Genomic DNA, 23,472 nt, shown 5'->3' with positions numbered 1-23,472 from the left:
AACAGGTGCCGCATTCCGTTCGTCGGATTCAAGTGTTTTCAAAGCCATGTGCCTTCAGAAAATTCCTTGACGAGGCGTCGAACATGGCGTCCACTGAAACCGGTTTCAAATTGATTCATGTACCGTTATCCAAAATAAGAAAGGCCCGCTACCGTGACTTCATTCTCTGCCGCCCAGCGCAGCCGCGTGACCATGCTTGATGTAGCCAACCGTGCCGGTGTGTCCAAGGCCAGCGTGTCGCGTTTTATCGGCGATGACCGCGCCCTGCTCTCCGACACGATCGCCCTGCGTATCGAGCAGGCCATCGAGGAGTTGGGCTACCGCCCCAACCAAATGGCCCGCGGCCTCAAGCGTGGGCGCACGCGCCTGATCGGCATGCTGGTGGCCGATATCCGCAACCCCTATTCCATTGCCGTGATGCATGGTGTGGAAACCGCCTGCCGGCAACACGGCTACAGCCTGGTGGTGTGCAATACCGACCGCGATGACGAGCAGGAGCGCCAGCACCTGGAGGCCCTGCGGGCTTACAACATCGAAGGTTTGATCGTGAACACCCTGGGCCATCACCTTGAGCAACTGCTGGAGTTGCAGCGGGAAATGCCGCTGGTGCTGGTCGATCGCAAGGTCGAGGCCTTGCACAGCGATCTGGTGGGCCTGGACAACCCGCTGGCCGTGCGCATGGCCCTGGAGCACCTGGAACAACAGGGCTACCGGGATATCCTGCTGGTCAGCGAAGCCGCTGATGGCACCAGTTCGCGGGTTGAGCGCATGGAAAGCTTCCATGCCCAGATCAGTCGCCGCAACAGCCTGCATGCCGCCGTGCTGGAAATTGGCGATGATTTGACCAGCCGTTTGCAGGCATTCCTTGGCGCCTGCGACACCGGCCCCAAAGCCCTGTTTTGTGCCAACGGCGTCGCCGCACTCGCCTGCACCAAAGCCCTTCGCCAATTGGGTTGCCGGTTGTTCGAGGACGTCGGGCTGATTGCCTTGGATGACCTGGACTGGTACCCGCTGGTAGGCAGCGGCATCACCGCCCTGGCCCAACCTACCGAAGCGATTGGCGCCAGCGCGTTCGACTGTTTGCTCAAGCGTTTGCGCGGCGATACCTCGCCGCCCCGTGCCCTGGATTTTGCTCCGCAACTCATTCTTCGAGGCTCCACCCAACCCGTGTAGGAGCTGCTTGCCGGTGAGGTGCCCGGCGTAAGGGCCTTATCGCCGGCAAGCCGGCTCCTGAAGGGTGTTTTTTTATTTACAAATGAAACCGGTTTCAGAGATCAATAACAATGCACAGATATCCCGTTTCCATCAGCCTCTCCAGCTACGGCGCCGACCTGGTTCGCCAGCGCGGCCAATTGAGTTTCGTCGAGGTGCTGGCCGCTGCCGGCGCCACGCGCATTGAATGGCGCGAAGAACTGCTCACCAGCGAACACCCCGGCGAGCTGGCCCAAGCCGCCGCTGAACAGGGCCTGGAGTGCGTGTTTTCCTCGCCCCTGGAGCTGTGGGTGGCCGGCCGCGCGCAAGCCAATGCACAGTTGTCCGCCACCCTCGACCGGGCCCAGGCCTTCGGTGCGCGCTGGTTGAAGGTTTCGCTCGGCTACTTCACCGACACCAACGACCTGCACAGCCTCAGCGCCCTGCTCCACCGCCACCCGGTACGCTTGCTGGTGGAGAACGACCAGACCCTGCACGGTGGACGCATCGAGCCGATGCAACGCTTCTTCGATCAAGCCGAACGCTTGAGCGTCCCGGTGAAGATGACTTTCGATATCGGCAACTGGCACTGGCAGGACCAGTCCCCCCAGACCGCCGCGCGCCTGTTGGGGCGGTATGTCGATTACCTGCACTGCAAGGCGGTGGCACGTCGCGCCGACGGCAAGCTGGTGGCCCTGCCGCCGGGCGCCCCCGACCTGCATCTGTGGGAACAATTGCTGGGGCTGATGCCTCAAGGAATCAGCCGGGCAGTGGAATTCCCACTGCAAGGCGACGACCTGCTGGAGGTCACTGCCCAGCAAGTGGCCACCCTTAGCGTCCTTGGCCAACCGCGTGTGGAGAATGCCCATGTCTGAGATCGATATCCTGTCGTTTGGCGAGACCATGGCGATGTTCGTCGCCGAGCAAACCGGCGACCTGGCCCAGGTCGGCCAGTTTCACAAACGGATCGCCGGCGCCGACAGCAATGTCGCAATTGGCCTGTCGCGCTTGGGTTTCAATGTGGCCTGGTTGAGTCGGGTCGGTGATGACTCATTGGGGCGTTTCGTGGTGCAGACCCTCGAGCGCGAAGGCCTGGACTGCCGACATGTGACGGTCGACCCCGCGCACCCCACCGGTTTTCAACTCAAGTCTCGGGAAGATACCGGCGCCGATCCGCAGGTCGAGTACTTTCGCCGTGGTTCGGCGGCCAGCCACCTGTCCAGTGCCGTGATCACGCCTGCGCTGCTGCAAGCGCGGCACCTGCACGCCACCGGCATTGTGCCGGCGTTGTCGGACACCGCCGCCGAGCTGTCGCGCCAGTTGATGAGCCAGATGCGCGCCGCAGGCCGCAGTGTGTCCTTCGACCCCAACCTGCGCCCCTCGCTATGGCCCAGCGAGCAAAAAATGATCCGCGAAATCAACGCTCTGGCCCGCCTGGCCCATTGGGTGCTGCCGGGGTTGAGCGAAGGTCGCCTGCTGACCGGTTTCGAAGACCCTGCGGACATCGCCGCCTTCTACCTCGACCAGGGGGCCGAAGCCGTGGCGATCAAGCTCGGCGCCCACGGCGCCTACTACCGTAGCCATCTGGACCAGGGGTTTATCGCCGCCGTGCCGGTGACCAAAGTCGTGGATACCGTGGGTGCCGGTGATGGCTTTGCCGTGGGCATGATCAGCGCGCTCCTTGAAAACCTCAGCTTTGCCCAGGCAGTGCAGCGCGCCAACTGGATCGGCAGCCGCGCGGTTCAGAGCCGTGGCGATATGGAAGGCCTGCCCCTGCGCGCCGACCTGCCCGCCCTGCAAAAAGCCGGCTGACCCGGATACACCGTTACCTGTTGCCACAACTACAACAAGCTCAGGAGCAACCCCATGAATAACCTGAAACTCGCCACCCGCCGTTGGTGGTACATCATGCCCATCGTCTTCATTACCTACAGCCTGGCGTACCTGGACCGCGCCAACTACGGCTTTGCCGCCGCCTCCGGCATGGCCGAAGACTTGATGATTACCCCGGGCATGTCTTCACTGCTCGGCGCACTGTTTTTCCTTGGCTACTTTTTCTTCCAGGTGCCGGGCGCGATCTACGCCCAGCGGCGCAGCGTGAAGAAGCTGATCTTCGTCAGCCTGATCCTCTGGGGCGGCCTGGCCACGCTGACCGGGGTGGTGTCCAACGCCTATATGCTGATCGCCATCCGCTTTTTGCTCGGGGTGGTCGAGGCCGCAGTGATGCCGGCGATGCTGGTGTACCTGTGCCATTGGTTCACCCGTGCCGAACGCTCGCGCGCCAATACCTTCCTGATCCTTGGCAACCCGGTGACCATGTTGTGGATGTCGGTCGTGTCGGGTTACCTGGTTCAGCATTACAGCTGGCGCTGGATGTTTATCGTCGAAGGCTTGCCGGCGGTGTTCTGGGCCTTTATCTGGTGGCGCCTGGCCGATGAGCGCCCAGCGGATGCCAAATGGCTGAGTGCCGGCGAGAAACACGACCTGGAAACCGCCCTGGCCGCCGAGCAGGTGGGTCTCAAGGCGGTGAAAAACTATGCCGAAGCCTTCCGCTCGCCCAAGGTCATCATCCTGGCGTTGCAATTCTTTTGCTGGAGCATCGGCGTCTACGGCTTTGTGCTGTGGCTGCCTTCGATCCTCAAGGCGGGCCTGCAGATGGATATGGTCGAAGCCGGCTGGTTATCGGCGCTGCCTTACCTCGCCGCGGTGATTGCCATGCTGCTGGTGTCCTGGGGCTCGGACAAGCTGCAAAAACGTAAACGCTTTGTGTGGCCGCCACTGCTGATCGCCTCCATCGCGTTCTACGGTTCCTACCTGCTGGGGGCCGAACACTTCTGGTGGTCCTACACCCTGCTGGTGATCGCCGGCGCGTGCATGTATGCGCCCTATGGGCCGTTTTTTGCCATCGTCCCGGAAATCCTCCCGGCCAACGTCGCCGGTGGGGCCATGGCCTTGATCAACAGCATGGGCGCGCTGGGCTCGTTTGGCGGCTCGTACCTGGTGGGCTACCTCAACAGCAGCACCGGCTCGCCGGGCGCGTCGTACCTGCTGATGAGCGGTGCGTTGCTGCTGTCGGTGGTGCTGACGATTTTCCTCAAGACCGGTGCACGTGAACCCTCCCCGACAGCACCGTTGCATTCCCTGGATTTGAAGGTAAGAACCTGATGAAAAAGCATGTCGTGTTGTACAAGAAACTCTCCGCGCCGCTGATGGCCCGCCTGCACGAAGCGGCCCAGGTCACGCTGATTGAAAACCTCGGCCCCACCGGCCTGGCACAATTGCGTGATGCCTTGCCCAGCGCCCACGGCTTGCTGGGCGCCAGCCTGCGCCTGGATGCGAACCTGCTGGACCTGGCACCGCAGCTGGAGGCGGTGGCCAGTGTTTCGGTGGGCGTTGATAACTACGACATCGACTACCTGACCCAGCGCGGCATCCTGCTGAGCAACACCCCTGATGTGCTCACCGAAACCACCGCCGACACCGGTTTTGCGCTGATCCTCGCCACCGCCCGACGCGTGGTGGAGTTGGCGAATATGGTGCGCGCCGGTAACTGGAACCAGAACATCGGCCCCCTGCACTTTGGCAGCGATGTGCATGGCAAGACCCTGGGCATCATTGGCATGGGGCGTATTGGCGAAGCGCTGGCACAGCGTGGGCACTTTGGCTTTGGCATGCCGGTGATCTACCACAGCCACTCGCCCAAGCCTGCGGTAGATCAGCGGTTTGACGCGCAATACCGCAGCTTGCCGGATCTGCTGCAGCAAGCCGATTTTGTTTGCCTGACATTGCCGTTGACTGCCGAGACTCAGGGGTTGATTGGCGCCAAGGAGTTCGCGCTTATGGGGCCGGAGACGATTTTCATCAATATCTCCCGGGGCAAAGTGGTGGACGAAGCGGCACTGGTCGAAGCCCTGCAACAGCGGACGATTCGCGCTGCGGGTCTGGATGTGTTCGAGCGTGAGCCGTTGAATCACGACTCGCCGTTGCTGCGTTTGAGCAACGTGGTGGCGACCCCCCATATCGGCTCTGCGACCCACGAAACCCGCGAAGCCATGGCCAAATGTGCGGTGGACAACCTGCTGGCATCACTGGCCGGCGAACGCCCGAAAAACCTGGTGAACACCAGCGCCTGGAAGCAATGAGCCTGGCCTGATTGGTCAGAAGACTTGCCTGTGGTGAGAGGACTTGTCTGTGGCGAGCGGGCTTGCCCCGCGCTGGGCGGCAAAGCCGCCCCAATAGCCTCACCCTGTCCTGCCAGGTACACCAAGGTGGCTGGTTTTGGCGCTACCGCCGCCCCCCTTTCCACACCAATAGTTAGATCACGAAGCGTGCCACCATGGCATTCAAGTCCACTGCCAGGCGCGACAGTTCGTGGCTGGCGGCGCTGGTCTGGTTGGCACCGGCCGCCGATTGGGTGGCCAGGTCGCGGATGTTCACCAGGTTGCGGTCCACTTCCCGTGATACCTGGGCCTGCTCTTCAGAGGCGCTGGCGATCACCAGGTTGCGCTCGTTGATCAGGCTGATGGACTGGGTGATCTGCTCCAGTGCCACACCCGCCGCGCGGGCCATTTCCAAAGTGCTTTGGGTACGCTGGTTGCTCTGCTGCATGGATTGCACCGCTTCACCCGTACCGTTCTGGATCCCGGCCACCATCTTCTCGATCTCTTGAGTCGACTGCTGGGTGCGATGGGCCAGGGCGCGTACTTCATCGGCCACTACGGCAAACCCACGCCCGGCTTCACCGGCGCGTGCGGCCTCGATGGCCGCGTTGAGGGCCAGCAGGTTGGTTTGCTCGGCAATCGCGCGAATCACGTCCAGTACCTTGCCAATATCACGGCCCTGGGTCGCCAGGCCTTCGATCAACACCGAGGTGTTCTGCACGTCCTGGGTCATGGTCTGGATCGCGCCCACGGTTTCCACCACACGGTCGCGCCCTTCCCGCGCGGCCTGGTTCGACTGGGTCGAGGCCTCGGAGGTCGACACCGCGTTGCGCGCCACTTCTTCTACGGCGGCGGTCATTTCATTGACCGCCGTGGCGGCCTGGTCGATTTCATTGTTCTGCTGCTGCAAGCCCTTGGAGGCTTCCTCAGTAACTGCGCTCAGCTCTTCGGCGGCCGAGGCCAATTGCGTAGCTGAGCCGGCGATGTGCTGGATGGTCTGGCGCAGGTTGTTCTGCATGGTCGCCAGGGCACCGATCAGGCGGGCAGGCTCGTCCTGGCCGTCGTCCTCGATGGCTTTGCTCAGGTCGCCACTGGAGATGGTCTCGGCGGCTGCCACGGCCTTGCGCAGGGGCGTTACGATGCTGCGGGTCAGCAGCCAGGCAAGCAATACGGTCATCAGCGCCGCGACCACCGACACCACGATGATCCCGCTGATCGCATCGCTATAGCTGCGCCCGGCGTCTTCGCCGGCCTGTTTGGCATCGGCGGCATTGATCGCAATCAACTGGTTCAGTTGCTCACCCATCCGATCGGTGCCGTCCTTGATCCGGCTGTTGATCAGGGCGCGCATCTCCTCGACTTTGTTCTGCTGGGACAGCGCAAGCATTTCGGCCTGGGCTTTGAGGTAGTTGTCGAGCGTGGCCGCAAAGGTCTTGTACAGCGCGGCTTCTTCGGCGCCGGCCGGCATCGCGGCATAACCTGCCTGGGCTTGGCGGGCCTTGTCGACCAGCACCCCGATGCGCGTTTGGGCATCTTGCAGGGCTGCCGGCTCACGATTGACCAAGATACGGAAGGACAGAATGCGCAGGCGCAACACGTTCTCGGTCATATTGGCCAGGTAGCCGACACTCGGCAGTTGGTTGGCGCCCATGTCCAACGCGGCCTGGCGAATCAGCGTCATGCGGTTGACGGCAAACACCCCTAGAACAATCACAAGCAACGCAATAAACGCAAAACCGAGAAACGCCCGAGGTGCGATATTCAAATTACGGAGGGACATAGGAAAGCTCTCAAGAAGGGATGGCTGCGAGCGTCCTTGCCGCGACACGGTCACTGTGCGTCAACGCACACAGGCGACTGTTCGGCGCCACTGTTGTAAGGGTTATGTGGGCCTATAAGGGATATCGGCAGGCTTGAGGCTTTTTGCACGGATCCGAGAAATATATTTTCACACTTTTGACAGCGGGCGCTTTCTGGCATCCTGCGCGTCCATTTTCTGACCCGAGCACATATTTTGTCTGACGCTCAAGCCCCCCGCCCCCGCTATAAATCGGACCTGATCTATGGTCTGGAAGACCGTCCGCACTTCACGGCGGCGATTTTTGCCGCCCTGCAGCACGTGCTCGCCAGCTTTGTTGGGATCATTACCCCGACCCTGATCGTCGGCGGCGTGCTGGGCCTGGAAAGCGAAGTGCCCTACCTGGTCAGCATGGCCCTGTTCGTCTCGGGGCTGGGCACGTTTGTCCAGGCGCGGCGCTTTGGTCCGGTGGGCTCGGGTTTGTTATGCCTGCAAGGCACCAGCTTTTCGTTTATCAGCGTAATTCTCAGTGCCGGGTTCATGGTCAAGGCCCGGGGCGGCGGCACCGATGAGATCCTGTCGACGATCTTTGGCATCTGCTTCTTTGCAGCGTTTATCGAAGTGGTGCTCAGCCAGTTCATCGGAAAATTGCGCAAACTGATCACCCCGGTGGTTACCGGCACCATCATCACCTTGATGGGCCTGTCGTTGATCAAGGTCGCCGTCACTGACATGGCCGGCGGCTACGGCGCCGCCGACCTGGGTGCCGCCAGCAATATGGGGTTGGCCGCCCTGGTGTTGGTGACCATCGTGGTGCTCAACCGCTTCAATAACCCATTCCTGCGTCTGGGCTCGATTGTCATCGGCCTGACCCTGGGGTTTGTCGTGGCCTGGTGGCTGGGCCGGGTCGACCTGGCGGCATTGCCCCAGGTGCCGTTGGTCAGCGTGCCGGTGCCGTTCAAGTACGGATTTTCGTTTGATTGGGTGGCGTTTATCTCGGTAGCCGTGATCTTCCTGATTTCCCCGCTGGAGGCGGCCGGAGATCTGACAGCCAACTCGATGATTTCCCAGCAACCGGTCAAAGGCCCGCTGTACATCAAGCGCATCAAGTCTGGCCTGCTGGCTGACGGCCTGAACTCGGTGATGGCCGCCACCTTCAATAGCCTGCCGATGGTGACCTTCGCCCAGAACAACGGCGTGATCCAGTTGACCGGCGTGGCCAGCCGCTATGTGGCGTATTTCATTGCCGGCCTGCTGGTGCTACTCGGTCTGTTCCCGATGATTGGCGCGGTCTTGCAATTGATGCCCAAGCCGGTGCTAGGTAGCGCGACCCTGATCATGTTCGGTACCGTGGCCGTGGCCGGGATCAAGATCCTCGCCGAGGCCGGGCTGCATCGACGCAATGTGCTGATCGTGGCCATTTCCCTGGGGATGGGCCTGGGTGTGGCGGCGGTGCCAGAAGTGCTGCGCGAGTTGCCCAAGGCCCTGCATAACATCTTCGAGTCGCCGATTACCGTCGGTGCATTCTGTGCGATCCTGCTGAACATCTTCCTGCCTGAAGAGTTCATAGAGTTGCAGGAAGATGAATTTGATCCGGAAGCCTCGACCCTCAAAGTGATGCAGGACCCGGCCCCGACGAAATAGGAACCCTTATGCGCAGATTGATCGGCCTGACCCTATCCCTGGTATTGCTCAGCCTGAGCGCCTGCGCCCTGTTCCCCGACCGTGATGCGCTGCATATCAATGTGGTGGGCATCGAACCGTTGCAAAGCCAGGACCTGGAAGTGCGGTTTGCGGTGAAACTGCGGGTGCAGAACCCCAACGAAACAGCGATCGACTACAACGGCGTGGCCTTGGACCTGGAGGTCAATGGACGGCCACTGGCGGCCGGGGTCAGCGATCAACAGGGGTCGATCCCGCGCTTTTCTGAGACGGTGCTGACAGTCCCGGTCAGCGTTTCGGCATTTTCCGTGCTGCGCCAGACCCTTGGCCTGAGCCAGACCCAGAGTTTGAACAACCTGCCCTATGTCCTGCGCGGCAAGCTGGCCGGTGGCTTGTTTGGCACCGTGCGTTTTGTTGATCGCGGGACGCTGGACCTGCCCACCACAGTGACGTGGTAAACAACATGGACACCTTGCCCACCCTGCACACCGAACGCCTGATCCTGCAACCGCTGACCCTGGACGACGCCGAGGGTATCCAGCAACAGTTTCCCCACTGGGAGGTGGTGCGTTACCTCAATGCCTTGGTGCCCTGGCCCTACCCGGCCGATGGCGCCCGCAGCTTCCTGGAGCAAATAGCCTTGCCGGCCATGGTCGAGGGGCGCGAGTGGCACTGGTCGATCCGCCTGCGCGAAGAGCCCGGGCAGTTGATCGGCAATGTGAGCCTGATGGATGAGCTGGATAACAACCGAGGCTTCTGGCTGGCCCCGCATTGGCAAGGTCAGGGGCTAATGAGCGAAGCCAGTGCGGCGGTGACCGAGTATTGGTTCAAGGTGCTCGAACGCCCACTGCTGCGGGTGCCCAAGGCCGCGCCGAACCTGGGGTCGCGCAGGATTTCGGAAAAAACCCGGATGCGCTTGATCCGCACGGAAGAAGGACACTTCGTGGCGGGGGTATTTCCCAAGGAAATTTGGGAAATCACCCGCGAAGAATGGATGAAACAATCCCTGTAGGAGCGGGCTTGCCCGCGATAGCGGTATACCAGCCAGCACATGTAGTGACTGAACTACCGCAATCGCCGGCCCCTACTTGGCCGCCATCAGTCGGTTGACTTCACTGCGCACCATGTTGGCAAACTCCGGTGGCGACATGCCGTCCAATTCCGAGCGGACCCATTCGGCCCATTTGCCCTTGCGTTTGGAGCGCTCGCCAAACAGTCGGGCGCCCTCGCCTTTGGCCTTGCCCAGGTTGCTTTGCCACAAGTCGTACAGGCGCGACTTTTCATCTTCAAGCGCAGCGCGCTCGGCAAGGGGCTTGTTGGCCAGATTGAAGCTCATGTGGAATTACCTGCTGCACAAATAGGTGACATCTTACACTGTAGGTCGAAAGGTCCGAATTCGGATTTTATCCCGTGCTGAGAGTCAGCGAAAAAAACTGCAACTTTTAGCCCACTGCAAGACTCCATTGTTCACTGCCCACTTACCCCGCAAGGAGCTACTCAATGGCCCGTAAAACCGCCGCCCAAGCAGTCGAAGAGCAAATCAAGGACCAGGCGTTCAGCGAACTCCAGGCCCTGATCGAAGAATCGGACAAACTGCTCAAAAGCAGCGCGTCGCTGGTGGGAGAAGAAGGTGAAACCCTGCGCGAGCAGGTCGCGATCAAGCTCAAGCAGGCCCTGGACTCGGTGTCCAACGTGCGTGAGCGCAGCAAGCCGGTGGTCGATGCTACCGAAACCTACATCGGTGGCCACCCGTGGCAGACGGTGGCAATCTCGGCCGGTTTCGGCCTGGTCGTCGGCCTGTTGCTGGGCCGTCGCCACTGATAACGGTCATCACTGGCGCGGCGTCGTCCGCGCCGGTGTTCAGGCCTGGGCCAACGCCCGCAAGCGCTCCAACTCTTCACCGTCGATGATAATCCCCTCCTCCTCAGACCTGGCCCGCGCCCGATGACGGCGGTCGCCCGGCAAACGTCGTAACCCTGCTGCATGCATCTGGCGCACCAGTTCCTGGCTGCGTTCGGCAAAGCCCTGGCCAGCGTTTTTGCTCGGGTCAATGACGATCAGCAACTGGCCGGTCCAGGGCGTCTTGGCGCCGGGATGGTTGGACCAGTCGAACTCAAAGGAAAAATTGCCCCCCGTCAATGCCGCCGCCAGCAGTTCAACCATCATCGACAAGGCCGAGCCCTTGTGCCCACCGAACGGCAGCAACGCGCCCCCTTCAAGGATGGCCCGAGGGTCCTGGGTCGGCTGGCCCAGGCTGTCGACACCGGTGCCAGGTGGCACGCGCTCGCCCTTGCGCGCGGCGATCTGCACGTCGCCATGGGCAATGGCGCTGGTGGCCAGGTCAAACACAATCGGCGGCCCATCGGCGCGGGGCGCGGCGAACGCGATGGGATTGGTGCCGAACAAGGGGCGATCTGCGCCGTGAGGCACCACACACGTCATGCTGTTGACCACACTCAGCGCCACCAGCCCTTCCTCGGCGAAAGGCTCGACATCGGGCCAGAGCGCCGCAAAGTGATGGGAGTTGCGAATGGCCAATACCGCGATCCCGGCGCTACGGGCCTTTTGCACTAACAGCGGGCGCGCTGCTGCCAGGGCCGGCTGCGCAAAACCATTGTCGGCATCGACCCGGACAAAGCCTGACGCGACATCTTCGACCTGCGGCACGGCCATACCATTGACCCAGCCGCTGTTCAGCGTCGAGACGTAGCCAGGTATACGAAAGACCCCATGGCTGTGGGCGCCGTCCCGTTCGGCACGGGCGCAGTTATCGGCCAGGACAGCGGCCACATCGGGCGAGGTGCCATGACGAATGAAGATGCGTGTAAGCAGGGCCACCAGTTCGCTGAAGGCCATGGATGTGTTCACTGCAGTAACGGGCGTGGCTGACATCTGAAGCTCCGGAATTGTTATTGGAGGGGGCTACAGCCTGCTGGACTCAACGCCCTGATTAAACAACGCCCGGCAACCCGCCTGTCAACACCTGTGCGGGCTCGCGGCCTATTTATTTAGCGCCGCTGCGCCCATCGGTACTCGTAGGCTTTGCCCTTCCTCAAGCCAGTGCACAAACGATCATGGACGACCAGCCTCTACCCTATTTTTTCCCCGAAGCGTTACGGGTGATCAAGCGTTTGAACGAGCGTGAGCGACAACGCGGCATTACCGAAAAGGATCGGGAATTCCTGCGCAATCTGTTTTTTGTCGATGCCGATGCACGCAAGGCGCAAACCCCGCCAATGATTGCCGAACGGTTGTTGATCAACTTGCCGGGGCACGAGCCGGTCGAATTGGCCGGCGCCTTCATGATGAGTTCCGAAGACGCCTACACCCCAGTGTTTTTCTACGGCCCGCAAACCGGGCTGGAGAAGTTCAGTGATGCCGGGCAACTGCTCGACACCCTGGAAAAACGCCTGCTGGACGATGCACAACGGGGCGAACTCCTGCACTTCCTGGCCCTGGACGACCGCATAGGCCTGGACTTCAAGCCCGGCGCCAGCCTCACCCGACAGTTGATCACGGGCAACGTATTTGATGAACAGCGAGCCTGTATCGAACGTGGCCAGAACCGCACCGTGCAGACCCTGCTCAATGAATTGAGCAAGCTGCCATTGGTGGCAACCCTGCTGGACCAGTTGTTGTCCAGCACCTTGCGCAAGCCCTTCCCGAGCGTGGACCAGCGCAAGACCCATGTATTTTTTTACGCACGGGTTTCATCATCCACCGACCAGGAAAAATGGGTAAATGCCCTGTTGTTGCGTGATGCCCTACTGCTGTTCCACCGCCAGCATGCCTGGCCGGTGGGGCTGCGCCGGGTCTACACCAACCCCGAGATATTGTCGCCCTCAGGCACCAGCCCCCAGGCGCGCGACCTCAGCCGCTGGGACGATGGCATCCAGCAAGCGTCCGATCAACTGCGCCTGTATCTGAACAACTCACTGCTCACTTACTGGAACACCGACGTTTACGCCGGGTGGTCCAGGCGCGAATACTTTGCCCAGGCCATGAGCGATAAATCCAGGGTCGACTTACTGCTCAAGCGTCAGCAGGAGATCTTCACTCCCGGACAGTGGCAGCAACTGAACGCGCTCTACCAGCCCGTCGAACGCGAGCACAGGCCGTTGACTGAAAAAGTCCGCCTGTGGGAGCACACCTCTTACTATGTCGAGCTGGCCAGCACGCTGGTGGTCACTCATCCCGACGCCTACCTCTACACCCAGTCCAGAGGTTGGCAAGTGCTCAAGGACGAGCACGACTTGCAGGCCACGCTCAAGGCAATGGCCGTTGCGCAGGGGCATGAGGATGATTTCTTCGGTTTTTTGTCACTGGAAGAGCGGGCACGGTTTGTCGGGTTTGAAAACCCGCAGTTCAGCTCGGTGCCGTTCACTGGGCCGGTATTCAGCACCTTGTTGGAAACGGTCATCGGCAAACAGCAGCAGAACCTCGAATACTGCCTGGACCTGTACCGACGCAACCAGGGTACGGTCAACGCCTACGCCATGCTGGATTACGGCCTGGATATCCGCGCGATGCTCGACCACAGGTTACGGGCACTGGACGCCGAGGGACGCTGGAGCACCCATCCTTGCGCGCCGTCGGTGCCAGCGGAAAAGGCCCGCCTGACCCACCGGCGATTGCACAGCGTCAGCCATGCGCTGGACACCCTGATAGCGCAGGTTCCCAGCCTGGAGCGCGTCATCAGCGAGCAGTTGCATGCCACTTTCCCGGCCTCTGAGGTGGCCGCGCTCAACCCACAAGACCTTTTTATCAATCGCTATGCTGGCAATGCCGACGCCCAGGAGCGGCGCACGCCACAGTCCAGCCAGAGCCTGTTGGTGCACTGTGTCGCCCGCCTGCTGCACCAGGCACAGGCCATCCCTGACACTGCGCAATACGGGGTATATGGACCACGGACTCGCGGCCAGGCCACGAAAAGACCGGACCTGGACATTGTCCGCCTCAATAGTATGGTCACCCAGTGGCTAGCCGGTCTGAGCCGCCAGCCCGTCGCGCAAATCCCCCGTGCGGGCCTGGAGGCCTTGATCCCCAAGCTGGCGCACAGCATGTCCGTGGGGATTCTTGAAGAGGCACGGCTCAGAGGGCTGGACAAGACCCTTGATGAGCGCGATATCCAGATCCTGCAAACGATGCTGGATCCGGACAACACAGTGCGCGGACAGGATCCTGTGTTGAAAGGCTTCACCCCACAAGCATTCACAGTGTCAGTGTTGCCCGCTGGCCAGACCAGCCTGCTGCGACTGACCAACTGTTTTGTGCTCACTGAACGCGGGGGCCTCGATCATTACCACTCCGGGCATGCGCTGCTGTGGACGCCGGCGGCAGGCGTGGAAGCCTTCGCTTCGATCAGCGACTTGCGCGAGGTCCTGGCTCAACGGCTACGCAGCCCGACCCAGCGCCTGGGCCTGCTGGAAAACCTCTCGGCCTTGCAGCACATCCCCCATCGACGTTATGAGCTGGGGCCGTTGCAATTGATGACCAAGCCCGCATTGCAGCAATGCCAGCAATCCTGGATCGAGCATTATCTTGCCCAACGCCAACACACCCTGACGCTCAAGGCCCAAGCCTCGTCGCTGGCCCAGGCTCTGGGACAACTGCGCAGCGAAGTCCCCGCCAATAACCTGCAGCGCGCGATGGATATCGCACGCTTGGCAGAGCTGCGGCACTCACTGCACAACCGGCTGGGCGCAGCGCCGCCCAGGGAGCAACGGCGCCAGGCCGAGATATTGGAGCAATATCGCATCCATACCTTGCACGGCCGGGACTATCTCTACGAGCTTGATTCGTTGCGTCAACATGTGGAGAACCGCCTGAACGACATGCTCGTCGATTACTCAACCTATGCCACGGGTGTCGAGATTGTGCCCAGGCTGGCGTTGGCAGGACGGCGCCAAAGCTTGCTGGATTTCGCCATGGGCCCCACCAGTGCGCAAGCGGCCGAATTTGACGTGGTGTCCCTGGCCACCGGCCTGACGCAAACCGTGGTGCGTCAGATGCTGACGCAATTGAATATCCAGAGCGACTATCACACGTACCTGAATCAAAAACTGTCGGCGGGCGCAGCCGGTGTCGCACAGCGCTTGCAGGATTTCAGCCAGCAGTTGCCCTGGCAACTGTTGCAACACGCCCATGCCCTCAAGTTGCAAGAGCGCCTGTCAGATGTGGGTTTCGAACTGCTGCAACAGGCATTCGACATGCCGGATGCGGTGGCCCGTGCACTGGTGCCAGGCACCACGGCCCAGGTCAGGCCCCTGGAATTGCTCGCCACCGCCGGCGCTTCGCTGGCCCCGGCCCTGGGGCTGTACTTCATCAGCGCCGGGCGCGAGGGGCCGCAGGTGTTGTACGCGCCCTATCACCCAACCTTGAGCTTGCGCGAGTTCGAAAGCGAGGCGCAGTTCGTGCAAGCCCTGAATACTCCAGGCGCCCTGCAAGACTGGGTGCTCAGGCGGCTGGCCGCGCCCCAGGACGCCACCTATCGAAACCTGTTGGCCAGTTCCCAAGGCGCTACCTCGGAGATCACCCTGGGATTCAATCCGATCCAGGGCAACCTGCTGGGCCGCCTGTTCGACGATAACCGCCAGTTACTCCTCAATCTGCTGGGTGCCCAATTGATCCAGGGGGCCGAGGCCGAGTGGCAAACCCTCACCCAGGTGCTCGATGGCACTGCGGGCCGGATGCTCGGCTTGCTGCCCGGCAAGCTGGCACTGCCTTGGGCCATCTGGCAAAGCATTTCACTGTTCACTGAGTCCGCAGAGGCCTTGCAGGACCAGCACTGGGGCCTGGCCTTGCAGACGTTCATCAACGGGCTGGGACAAATGGCCGCGCTCGGCCAGGCCTTGCAGGACGCCAAGGCTTTGATCTTCGACCCGGCGCAGCACCCCCCCGTCGCGCCGACGCAACCCTCGGCCAATTGGTCGACACTGGACATCACCGCCCCGCAGCGCACCCTGCTGTCGCCCAGCGAAGTGCACGATGTGGGATTGACGGATATGACGCTCAATACATTCAACGGGACTTACCAGCATAAAGGCGTGCCGTACATTGCGCTGGCGGGCAAGGTCTACCGGGTAGAGAGCCTCGGTACGTTCTGGCGGATCAAGACGGCCGCTAACCATGGCCCGTTTGTCTATCGCGACAGCGCGGGCCAATGGCGCCTTGACACCCGGCAAAAGATCGCGCGCTATGGCCAGGCCTTGGGCCGCCTGCAGGACCGGGCAGATGTCAGCGCCTCAGCCCGTACCACCATGAATATCGAAGCGATCGGCATGAAGGCGATTCGCCGGTTGTATCCCCAGCGGGCCAGGATGATTGTGGAGGCCATGGACCTGGCAACGTTTTATGTGCAGAACTGCAAGCTGAACCTGGCGTTACTGGCGCCAGGCATCGCGCCGGTGACCCGTATACATCGCTTCGTCAACAGCTTCTTCGGGATCGATATCAACCCGGACCAGGGGCCTCAAGAGATTGCCCCGGCCCTGGTGCAAAAGCTGCATCGCGTCGTCGACCAGATTCTCGCCGGCCTGCTGGACCCCAGCCTGTATACACTCGATTCGAAACGGTTCGTGGTGGGGTCCCATCGAATCGACCCACAGAACAACTGGGGTTTTACCATCGACAATGATCCGGACCGGCGGATCTTTTTGACTGAGCACTTTTTTGCACCGCCCTTCAGCGACTACGACAATCGCCTGACCGACTACTTCGACCGGGAGGCCCATGCGCGGGCCACGCTGTTGATTCACGAGTTGAGCCATCTGGTGGCCACGACGGCCGATGCAGCGTACCTGGACTCGGTGATGCCGTTTTCCGATCTGATCGAGACACTGACCCAGGCCGGGCGCGAGTTGGCCGCCTACCAGAAAAATCGGCAAACCACGGGGTATTCGCGCAGGACGCCCGTCAGCCAATTGTTCAAGTACGTGGACGTCGCGGGCAACGTCTGGAGAGACTTCGGCTCGACACCTGAAACCGAATACATCAGGGATCAGATCCTGCGTACTACGGGCGGTGTGGACCTGAGTAATGCGAGGGGGATATTCATGACCAATCTCGGCAAACGAGTCGACACTATCCTGGATAATGCCGACTCGGTGGCGTTCCTGATCAGTAACCTGGGACGTCAATTGGACCCGGTGCCTTTCGAACGAAAGGCGTCCGCGCACTGATCGGTTTGCGATCAGTCTTTCTGGTCGCGTGTCACATTGCCCGAGGCGCCATCGACACGGAACTCATAGACGCTGCCGTCAGCTTTGCGCCCCTTGCCTTCCCAATAACCGTCGTTATCGGCTTCGATACTGTAGACCTCGATGTAGCCGGCCTTGGTCTTGGCAGTCTCGATGGCTTTTTCGATGGTGATCCAGCCTGCACCTGGCTTATCGGCCAGGGCGGCGCCAGCGCCGAGCAAGGTGGCTGTGGCAAGCATGGCGGTGAGGGTTTTCTTCAGCATTTTCTTACTCCGTTATAGAGAATGACTTACAGATCCAGATTTTTAGGGTGTTTGCGGGCCCAATTAGTTCCACATTGATGCTCATTCGCCATGATGGCTGTTCTCGGCACCCTACCGGGAAGGTTAGAATGTACGAAATCAGGAAGCACCAATGACCCAACAGCCTTTTTCAGAAGCCGAATATGATGCCGTCACCGATGCCGCCGCGCATTGGTGCATGCGCCTGCACGCTTTTGATTGCACAGAGGCCGAGCGGCAGGCTTTCGAACAGTGGCACGATGCGCATCCCCTGCATGCCTTCGAATATGCCGCCATGCTGGAAATCTGGGATGTGGCCGACCATCTGCCACGCACAGGCCAACCTTCCCCGCCCGTTGCACTGGCGCCGCCGCCCAGCCGCTGGCGCAACTACGCCGTAGCTGCGGCCATCTCGTTGGTGGCCCTGCCCCTGGCTGCCTTCACTGGCTGGGAAGCGGGTTGGCTGCCCAGTTCCTATGAACATTACGATGCCGAAAACGGCCTGCGCCAAGTGACGCTGGCCGATGGCAGTGTGGTGGAGCTGAACCTGGGTACCGAACTGGTCTACAGCAACTATAAAAACGAACGCCGGGCCACCCTGAAAAAGGGCGAAGCGTTCTTCAATATCAGCCATGACCGCCAACACCCGTTTGTGGTGCGCGCCGGCGCCGGGCAGATCCGTGTGACAGGCACCCAGTTCAACGTCTGGAAGTATGACGATCAGGTGCGGGTCATGCTGCTCGAAGGCTCGGTGAAGATCACCAGCGATGCCAGCCACAGCGGGCTGAACCTGACGCCTGGGATGCAAGCCAGTTACAACCGCGGTGACGCGCAGCCACAGCTCCAGGCGTTCTCTCCCCATGATCCGGCACTGGCCTGGCGCACCGGCAAGTTGATCCTCGACAACCTGGCACTAGCGGATGCCTTGCCCCTGATCAACCGCTACCTCAACAAACCGGTGATGCTGGCCGATACCAGTACCGGCAATATCCGTATTGGCGGGATCTACGATATCCATGAAGTCACCCATCTGGTGTCCTCCCTGCCCAAGGTGCTGCCGGTCTATCTGACCCAGAACCAGGATGGCAACACCGTGCTCAACTCCATACCCCGCAAAGCACCGAAGATCTGAGCAGCACGCTCTGCCCAGGGTGTTGCTCGCGCCGCTGTGTCCACTTTTGAAACACTCAACGCCGCGCAACCGCCCTGTGGCTGCGGATTCATCGATTCGTCATCGATAGTGTTGCTTTGCTGAAACACCCCCTTCCCCCTGCAAGGCGCTGGTCATCCGCCGGCATCCTGTTTCATGCCTGATACACCCCACGCCACCTCCACCCCGCCATAAATCCCAAGCCATTGAAAAGCTGGAACATATAAAAAGCGGCACAGCTTCTGCTCTATTCCTTACAGCGCTGTTTAGGGTCAGCGTCACAAAACAAGGAATGATGCCGTGGCAACTCTCAATCAAGGCTCCATAGGCCTGCTGCTGATCAGCTGTGTACTCAGCGCCAGCGTGAGCCTGCCCGCCTGCGCCGAGGACGGCATCATCGTGACGGGCCGCAATGTGCAAGGGTTTATGGTCGGCCGGCCCGCCTTTGGCAAAGACCCGTACCCATCCACTGCCAACGCCAACCCCAGCCAACAGATCCTGCGCGCTACCGGTGGCGAACTCAGCGACAACGATTTTGCGGGGGTCAGCAGCGGCTCGAGCATCACCCGCGCCATCCTGCCTAACGGCGACCTTCCCGGCTTGAGCAATACCCTGGGCAGCAACTCCGCTGGCCTGGGCGCCGGTGCGGCGGCCGGACATGCCAGCGGCAACACGCTGGGCGGGCAGATCAGCGGCTCGATCGAGCGCGGCCTGGCGCCGCTGAACAACATCGGCGCGATGATGGGGGTCCAGCAATGAACCGTTCGTGGCTGTTCCTCACCGTAATCGGCTGTTCGGCGGCCATGGCCGATAGCAGCCACCAGGCGCTGATCGACAACGCCGGCAAGCAATACACCGGTGTGCTGTCAGTCAACCAGGCCGCCGGCAATCAACAACAGCAGATCAACAGCCGCGCGATCAGCCTCGGTGGCCAGGCCAGCGACGCGCTTGTCCAGAAACTCGACGGCAAGGTTGATCCCGCCCTTAACGCCAGCGCGGCGATCCAGGGCAACTCATTCAGCAATGGCAACGGCATCCTGGGTGTCAACCAGTCGGCCGGGGCCAATAACCAGATGATCAATGCGGTGCGGATCAGCACGGGTCCGCAGAGCATCGATGACAGCGTCCTGTCGCAACAGAACATGACGCTGTTACCAGACTCACGATCCCCCTCTACCACTGGCAGCCGCCAGGTCGTTACCAGCGACCAGGCCTTCACCGGCAGCCGTGGAGTGGTACAGGTGAATCAGAGTGCAGGGGTGGGGAACCGGATGGCTAACACCCTCGGTGTGACTATCAAGTAACAGCTTGATAGGCGTTTGTTAGACCGTACCAACACTTAACCAACTAATAGAAGCAAGGAGATACACCATGAAACCTACAATGGCTCTCAAACCACTGGTTTTCGCTCTGGCTGCGCTCATGGCTGTTGCTGCACAGGCAAGTCCTGCCGAAAAATGGAAACCAACCCCAGTTCCAACCGGCACCGTGGCTGCCGTTGTGACTGACACGCAAGTGAGCAAGGACAACAAGTTCGACGATACCAAGACCCTCAATAATGCAGGGGCCAACGGCTCGTTGAGCAACAGCAAAGGCAACCTGGGTGCCAACATCGCAGCCGGTGGCGGCCACCAGCAAGACAATGCTGCTGCCATCACCAGTAGTGCAGATGATGCGGCCAGTGTCTTCGCAGGAGCTGATATCTATCAAGAAAGCAAAGACAACAAGTTCATTAACAAAGGCACGCAAAACAACGCTTCGCTGGTCAACTCGGCCAACAACAGCTCCGGCAACGTGGGCGTGAACGTGGCGGCCGGTCAAGGCAACCAACAGAAAAACAACCTGGCAATCGTGACAGCTGACGGCAAAAACGTCGCGTCTGCCTCGAACACCGAACAAGTGTCCCTGGATAACCACTTCCTCAACGAAGCGTCCTCCAAACACAGCTACCAACCTCAGTACGTGGTCAACAACGCTGGCCTGCTCAACTCCGCCAACAATGCGTCCGGCAACATCGGCGTGAACGTGGCGGCAGGTTCAGGCAACCAACAAAGCAACACCCTCACCCTGGGCAGCGGCTGCACCGTCTGCGCAGGAGGCACCAGCAACAAACTGGCGTTCTGATGCAACGGGGCCTTGGCAACAAGGCCCTTTTTATTTCCAGTGTCCACCAGGTCATGATCATGCGCCTCGCGACCCTCTGCCTCTTGTTTTTACTCACCGGCCCGTCCTGGGCAGGGCAAATGGCGATTTCCGCCATGCCCGGCGGTGCAGTGATCTTCAAGAAGGTCGAGAGCATCCGGGAACGCCGGTTCGCCAACCTGGTGGAACAGAAAACCGATTTCAGCTGCGGTGCCGCGGCACTCGCCACCATCCTGCGCCAGGCCTATTGGCTGGACGTCGATGAAGCACACATCATCAAAGGCATGCTGATCAACGCTGACCAGGATCTGGTGCGCACCCAGGGTTTTTCCATGCTGGACATGAAGCGCTACCTGGAAAGCATCGGCATGCGGGCCAGGGGCTACAAGATCGGCCCCGACACCCTGCTGACGGTAAAGATTCCGGTAGTGGTGCTGTTGGAGATCCGTGGCTACAAGCACTTCGTGGTGATGCAGCGAGCCGAAAAAGACTGGGTCTATATCGGCGATCCGGTCCTGGGCAACAAGCGCTATTCGCGGGATGACTTCGTCGCAGGCTGGAATGGCATCGTGTTCGCCGTACTGGGTGAAGGCTATGACAAGACCAACGCCCTGCTCGATCCCCCTACGCCGTTGACCGCCAAGACCAAAATGAACGAGTTCCGGCCCGTGGGCGACGCCGAGCTGATGGACTTCGGTTTCATCCAGAGCGACTTCTTCTAGAAGCGCCATAAGGGGAAGGACGCCCCAGGAGCAGATGATGAACACTTCCCGTTGGCTCACGGCCCTGTGCCTGGCAGCCTCGATGCCTGCTTATGCGTCCTCGGCGTTCAAGCCCATTGAAATGAACGACGCGGAACTGGCTGAACTGCGCGGCCGCTTCGTGATGCCGGGGCGCATTATCAGTTTCGGCATTGTCATGAGCACCACCTGGACCAATGCTGCGGGCGACACCAGTACGGTGAGCGCCAACATGCATATCGACTCAGCCACGATCACTCCGCAATTCTATGTGCAATCCAGCGGGTCGGTGGGTAATGGCACCCAACGCGACCCGGGCACCGGCACCGTGGTCGGTGGCGCCGGGCTGGGCAGCGGCCAGGGTGTGACCCAGACCGTACGTGCCGCCGGCGATGGCAACACGGCGTACAACAACGTCGGGATCAATGTCAGTGAAAACGGCCTGTCACCGGCCAACGTGGCGCAATCAGGGCAGGCGTTGATGGCGGGCGGCTCCTTTACAACAGACAGTGCAGCCGGGCGGGTCAGTGTGTCGGCCAACAATGGCGGCGTGCAGATGGCCATCGCGGCCCACAACAACCAGGGCAACGCGCTGCAGCAGATCGGTGGCGGCAACGTGCTGCAAGGCACGGTGTTGCAAGGCAACAGCAACTTCGTCAACAACATGACCCAGCTCAATGTCGCGCTTGGTAGCAATGGCCTGAGCGCCGGGGCTCTGAACTGCAATCTGGATCAACTCAAGGGCCTACGCACACTCGGTTATTGAACTACGCTGACCCTCGACACTTACGCATTAGAAAAGGACGGCTTACTTCATGCACCGATCGTTATCACTACGTGCCGTTGTCTGTTTAAGTACGCTCTTGCCCGCGAGTATGTTGTACGCAGCGCCAGACGCGGATATCGAAACCCTCAAACAAGAACTGCTGGAGCTCAAGCAGCGCTACGAAGTCCAACAAAAAGCCCTGGCAGTCCTCGAACAACGGGTACGCCAGGTGGAAGACCAACCTGCTGTACCGGCACCCAAGCGCCTGGCCAAGTCGCCAGCAGACTTCAAGCAAAGCGGCAGCACCGTGGCCGCCAGCGGCGGTACAGGGGGGGCCACGGGTGGCAGCTCCTACGGGCAATCACTCAAGGATGATTCGGCGCCGGCGCAAAGTGTCAGTAACTTGTATAACGAAGCCAGCGGCTTCTTCGGCAACGGCAAGTTCAGTTTTGAAACCGGCATTACTTACGCGCGTTACGACGCCCGCCAGTTGACCCTCAATGGTTTCCTCGCACTGGATTCGATCTTTCTCGGCAATATCAACCTCGACCGGATCAAGGCCGATAACTGGACCCTGGACTTGACCGGCCGCTACAACCTCGATAACCGTTGGCAGTTCGACGTCAACGTCCCGGTGGTGTACCGCGAGTCCACCTATCAATCGGGTGGCGCCAGTGGCGGCGATCCGCAGGCCACTTCCGAAGAGTCCGTGAGCCGGGACCCGACCATCGGCGACGTCAACTTCGGGATCGCCTACAAGTTCCTCGACGAATCGCCAACCATGCCCGATGCCGTGGTATCGGTGCGGGTCAAAGCGCCAACCGGCAAGGAGCCGTTCGGGATCAAGTTGGTGCGTTCGACCGCCAACGACAACCTGTACGTGCCGGAGAATCTGCCCACCGGCAACGGTGTGTGGTCGATCACGCCGGGGATTTCCCTGGTCAAGACCTTCGACCCGGCCGTGCTGTTTGGTTCGGTGTCCTATACCCACAACCTCGAAGACTCGTTTGATGACATCAGCAGCGACGTCAACCAGAAGGTCGGGGGTAAGGTCCGCCTGGGCGACAGCTTCCAGTTCGGCGTGGGTGTGGCATTTGCCTTGAACGAGCGCATGAGTATGTCGTTCTCGGTGTCCGACCTGATCCAGCGCAAGAGCAAGCTCAAGCCTGATGGCGGGGACTGGCAGTCGATTGTTTCCAGCGACGCCAACGCCGGCTATTTCAACGTCGGCATGACCATCGCCGCCAGTGAGAACCTGACCATCGTGCCCAACCTGGCTATTGGTATGACCGATGACGCACCGGACTTCACCTTCAGCCTGAAATTCCCGTACTACTTCTAAAACCGCCGCTCCTACAAAGGAGAAAAGGAAAAGCCCCGTCGC

20 protein-coding genes and 1 pseudogene are annotated in these 23,472 nt (G+C 60.8%); 17 read left to right on the top strand and 4 right to left on the bottom strand.

Annotated elements, in window-relative coordinates:
* Window positions 1-153 precede the first annotated feature (153 nt).
* The 5 genes from HKK57_RS22825 to HKK57_RS22805 all read left to right on the top strand — a co-directional run bounded on the left by HKK57_RS22825 (window position 154) and on the right by HKK57_RS22805 (window position 5,333).
* On the top strand, window positions 154-1,173 hold the full coding sequence (locus tag HKK57_RS22825) for a LacI family DNA-binding transcriptional regulator (protein ID WP_154905979.1): 1,020 nt from the start codon (window positions 154-156) through the stop codon (window positions 1,171-1,173).
* Between the two features lie 110 nt (window positions 1,174-1,283).
* Window positions 1,284-2,066, top strand: coding sequence for a sugar phosphate isomerase/epimerase family protein (locus tag HKK57_RS22820; RefSeq protein ID WP_029291516.1), 783 nt, complete (start codon window positions 1,284-1,286; stop codon window positions 2,064-2,066).
* Complete coding sequence (locus tag HKK57_RS22815; protein WP_169390819.1) at window positions 2,059-3,003, top strand: sugar kinase; 945 nt, start codon at window positions 2,059-2,061, stop codon at window positions 3,001-3,003. The genes HKK57_RS22820 and HKK57_RS22815 overlap by 8 nt, the downstream gene beginning before the upstream one ends.
* Window positions 3,004-3,057: 54 nt before the next feature.
* Entirely contained in the window at window positions 3,058-4,356 is a 1,299-nt protein-coding gene (locus tag HKK57_RS22810; RefSeq protein ID WP_070995274.1) for an MFS transporter, read from the top strand.
* Window positions 4,356-5,333 carry a 2-hydroxyacid dehydrogenase gene (locus HKK57_RS22805; RefSeq protein ID WP_169390818.1) on the top strand — a complete coding sequence of 326 codons (978 nt, stop codon included), beginning with the start codon at window positions 4,356-4,358 and terminating at the stop codon, window positions 5,331-5,333. The genes HKK57_RS22810 and HKK57_RS22805 overlap by 1 nt, the downstream gene beginning before the upstream one ends.
* A gap of 172 nt (window positions 5,334-5,505) precedes the next feature.
* Here HKK57_RS22805 and HKK57_RS22800 read toward each other — a convergent pair whose 3' ends face one another.
* On the bottom strand, window positions 5,506-7,131 hold the full coding sequence (locus HKK57_RS22800; RefSeq protein WP_029291506.1) for a methyl-accepting chemotaxis protein: 1,626 nt from the start codon (window positions 7,129-7,131) through the stop codon (window positions 5,506-5,508).
* Between the two features lie 234 nt (window positions 7,132-7,365).
* On the opposite strand from HKK57_RS22800, the gene HKK57_RS22795 reads away from it, so the two are divergent.
* Genes HKK57_RS22795 through HKK57_RS22785 form a run of 3 tightly spaced genes read left to right on the top strand, consistent with a single transcriptional unit; the run spans window position 7,366 to window position 9,823 of the window.
* Window positions 7,366-8,793 (top strand): nucleobase:cation symporter-2 family protein, encoded by a 1,428-nt coding sequence (locus HKK57_RS22795; protein WP_169390817.1) that lies wholly within the window; start codon window positions 7,366-7,368, stop codon window positions 8,791-8,793.
* Window positions 8,794-8,801: 8 nt separating this feature from the next.
* A complete protein-coding gene (locus HKK57_RS22790) occupies window positions 8,802-9,269 on the top strand; it encodes an LEA type 2 family protein (protein WP_029291501.1) in 468 nt (155 codons plus the stop codon).
* Window positions 9,270-9,274: 5 nt separating this feature from the next.
* Complete coding sequence (locus tag HKK57_RS22785) at window positions 9,275-9,823, top strand: GNAT family N-acetyltransferase (RefSeq protein WP_169390816.1); 549 nt, start codon at window positions 9,275-9,277, stop codon at window positions 9,821-9,823.
* A 72-nt stretch (window positions 9,824-9,895) separates the two neighbouring features.
* Here the strand turns inward: HKK57_RS22785 and HKK57_RS22780 are convergent, their stop codons facing one another.
* Window positions 9,896-10,147 (bottom strand): hypothetical protein, encoded by a 252-nt coding sequence (locus tag HKK57_RS22780; RefSeq protein ID WP_029291496.1) that lies wholly within the window; start codon window positions 10,145-10,147, stop codon window positions 9,896-9,898.
* A 164-nt stretch (window positions 10,148-10,311) separates the two neighbouring features.
* Here HKK57_RS22780 and HKK57_RS22775 point away from each other — a divergent pair, with 164 nt between their 5' ends.
* On the top strand, window positions 10,312-10,632 hold the full coding sequence (locus HKK57_RS22775) for a DUF883 family protein (protein ID WP_070995271.1): 321 nt from the start codon (window positions 10,312-10,314) through the stop codon (window positions 10,630-10,632).
* A gap of 39 nt (window positions 10,633-10,671) precedes the next feature.
* Here HKK57_RS22775 and HKK57_RS22770 read toward each other — a convergent pair whose 3' ends face one another.
* The gene (locus tag HKK57_RS22770) at window positions 10,672-11,703 is read right to left on the bottom strand and encodes an Ldh family oxidoreductase (RefSeq protein ID WP_133715734.1); all 1,032 of its coding nucleotides are present in this window, start codon (window positions 11,701-11,703) and stop codon (window positions 10,672-10,674) included.
* Window positions 11,704-11,885: 182 nt separating this feature from the next.
* Here HKK57_RS22770 and HKK57_RS22765 point away from each other — a divergent pair, with 182 nt between their 5' ends.
* Window positions 11,886-16,991: a DUF6543 domain-containing protein gene (locus HKK57_RS22765; protein ID WP_169390815.1), complete on the top strand. Its 5,106-nt coding sequence runs from the start codon at window positions 11,886-11,888 to the stop codon at window positions 16,989-16,991.
* Window positions 16,992-17,002: 11 nt separating this feature from the next.
* Here HKK57_RS22765 and HKK57_RS22760 read toward each other — a convergent pair whose 3' ends face one another.
* Entirely contained in the window at window positions 17,003-17,272 is a 270-nt protein-coding gene (locus tag HKK57_RS22760) for a PepSY domain-containing protein (RefSeq protein WP_029291487.1), read from the bottom strand.
* A gap of 151 nt (window positions 17,273-17,423) precedes the next feature.
* Here HKK57_RS22760 and HKK57_RS22755 point away from each other — a divergent pair, with 151 nt between their 5' ends.
* From HKK57_RS22755 to HKK57_RS22725, 7 genes and pseudogenes are all read left to right on the top strand, one after another.
* A complete protein-coding gene (locus HKK57_RS22755; RefSeq protein WP_029291486.1) occupies window positions 17,424-18,422 on the top strand; it encodes a FecR family protein in 999 nt (332 codons plus the stop codon).
* A 318-nt stretch (window positions 18,423-18,740) separates the two neighbouring features.
* Window positions 18,741-19,199, top strand: a complete 459-nt coding sequence (locus HKK57_RS22750; RefSeq protein WP_029291484.1) for a hypothetical protein — start codon at window positions 18,741-18,743, stop codon at window positions 19,197-19,199.
* Entirely contained in the window at window positions 19,196-19,744 is a 549-nt protein-coding gene (locus HKK57_RS22745; RefSeq protein ID WP_070995268.1) for an adhesin, read from the top strand. Before HKK57_RS22750 ends, HKK57_RS22745 begins: the two co-directional genes overlap by 4 nt.
* Before the next feature lie 451 nt (window positions 19,745-20,195).
* Window positions 20,196-20,289 (top strand): annotated as a pseudogene (locus HKK57_RS27435) (hypothetical protein); the annotation flags it as partial.
* A gap of 334 nt (window positions 20,290-20,623) precedes the next feature.
* The gene (locus tag HKK57_RS22735; RefSeq protein ID WP_029291480.1) at window positions 20,624-21,304 is read left to right on the top strand and encodes a C39 family peptidase; all 681 of its coding nucleotides are present in this window, start codon (window positions 20,624-20,626) and stop codon (window positions 21,302-21,304) included.
* Window positions 21,305-21,341: 37 nt separating this feature from the next.
* Entirely contained in the window at window positions 21,342-22,088 is a 747-nt protein-coding gene (locus HKK57_RS22730; protein WP_029291478.1) for a hypothetical protein, read from the top strand.
* A 49-nt stretch (window positions 22,089-22,137) separates the two neighbouring features.
* A complete protein-coding gene (locus HKK57_RS22725; protein ID WP_029291476.1) occupies window positions 22,138-23,430 on the top strand; it encodes an autotransporter outer membrane beta-barrel domain-containing protein in 1,293 nt (430 codons plus the stop codon).
* The last annotated feature ends 42 nt before the right edge of the window (window positions 23,431-23,472 follow it).

This window comes from Pseudomonas sp. ADAK21 (genome assembly GCF_012935735.1).
GTDB classification, from domain to species: Bacteria; Pseudomonadota; Gammaproteobacteria; order Pseudomonadales; family Pseudomonadaceae; genus Aquipseudomonas; species Aquipseudomonas proteolytica.
This window is presented reverse-complemented; position numbering and strand designations above follow the sequence as displayed.

Coding starts and splice junctions, on each gene's coding strand:
- HKK57_RS22820 (WP_029291516.1), top strand. CDS start 1,284: ATGCACAGATATCCCGTTTCCATCAGCCTCTCCAGCTACGGCGCCGAC.
- HKK57_RS22815 (WP_169390819.1), top strand. CDS start 2,059: ATGTCTGAGATCGATATCCTGTCGTTTGGCGAGACCATGGCGATGTTC.
- HKK57_RS22810 (WP_070995274.1), top strand. CDS start 3,058: ATGAATAACCTGAAACTCGCCACCCGCCGTTGGTGGTACATCATGCCC.
- HKK57_RS22805 (WP_169390818.1), top strand. CDS start 4,356: ATGAAAAAGCATGTCGTGTTGTACAAGAAACTCTCCGCGCCGCTGATG.
- HKK57_RS22800 (WP_029291506.1), bottom strand. CDS start 7,131: ATGTCCCTCCGTAATTTGAATATCGCACCTCGGGCGTTTCTCGGTTTT.
- HKK57_RS22790 (WP_029291501.1), top strand. CDS start 8,802: ATGCGCAGATTGATCGGCCTGACCCTATCCCTGGTATTGCTCAGCCTG.
- HKK57_RS22785 (WP_169390816.1), top strand. CDS start 9,275: ATGGACACCTTGCCCACCCTGCACACCGAACGCCTGATCCTGCAACCG.
- HKK57_RS22780 (WP_029291496.1), bottom strand. CDS start 10,147: ATGAGCTTCAATCTGGCCAACAAGCCCCTTGCCGAGCGCGCTGCGCTT.
- HKK57_RS22775 (WP_070995271.1), top strand. CDS start 10,312: ATGGCCCGTAAAACCGCCGCCCAAGCAGTCGAAGAGCAAATCAAGGAC.
- HKK57_RS22770 (WP_133715734.1), bottom strand. CDS start 11,703: ATGTCAGCCACGCCCGTTACTGCAGTGAACACATCCATGGCCTTCAGC.
- HKK57_RS22765 (WP_169390815.1), top strand. CDS start 11,886: ATGGACGACCAGCCTCTACCCTATTTTTTCCCCGAAGCGTTACGGGTG.
- HKK57_RS22760 (WP_029291487.1), bottom strand. CDS start 17,272: ATGCTGAAGAAAACCCTCACCGCCATGCTTGCCACAGCCACCTTGCTC.
- HKK57_RS22755 (WP_029291486.1), top strand. CDS start 17,424: ATGACCCAACAGCCTTTTTCAGAAGCCGAATATGATGCCGTCACCGAT.
- HKK57_RS22745 (WP_070995268.1), top strand. CDS start 19,196: ATGAACCGTTCGTGGCTGTTCCTCACCGTAATCGGCTGTTCGGCGGCC.
- HKK57_RS22735 (WP_029291480.1), top strand. CDS start 20,624: ATGCGCCTCGCGACCCTCTGCCTCTTGTTTTTACTCACCGGCCCGTCC.
- HKK57_RS22730 (WP_029291478.1), top strand. CDS start 21,342: ATGAACACTTCCCGTTGGCTCACGGCCCTGTGCCTGGCAGCCTCGATG.
- HKK57_RS22725 (WP_029291476.1), top strand. CDS start 22,138: ATGCACCGATCGTTATCACTACGTGCCGTTGTCTGTTTAAGTACGCTC.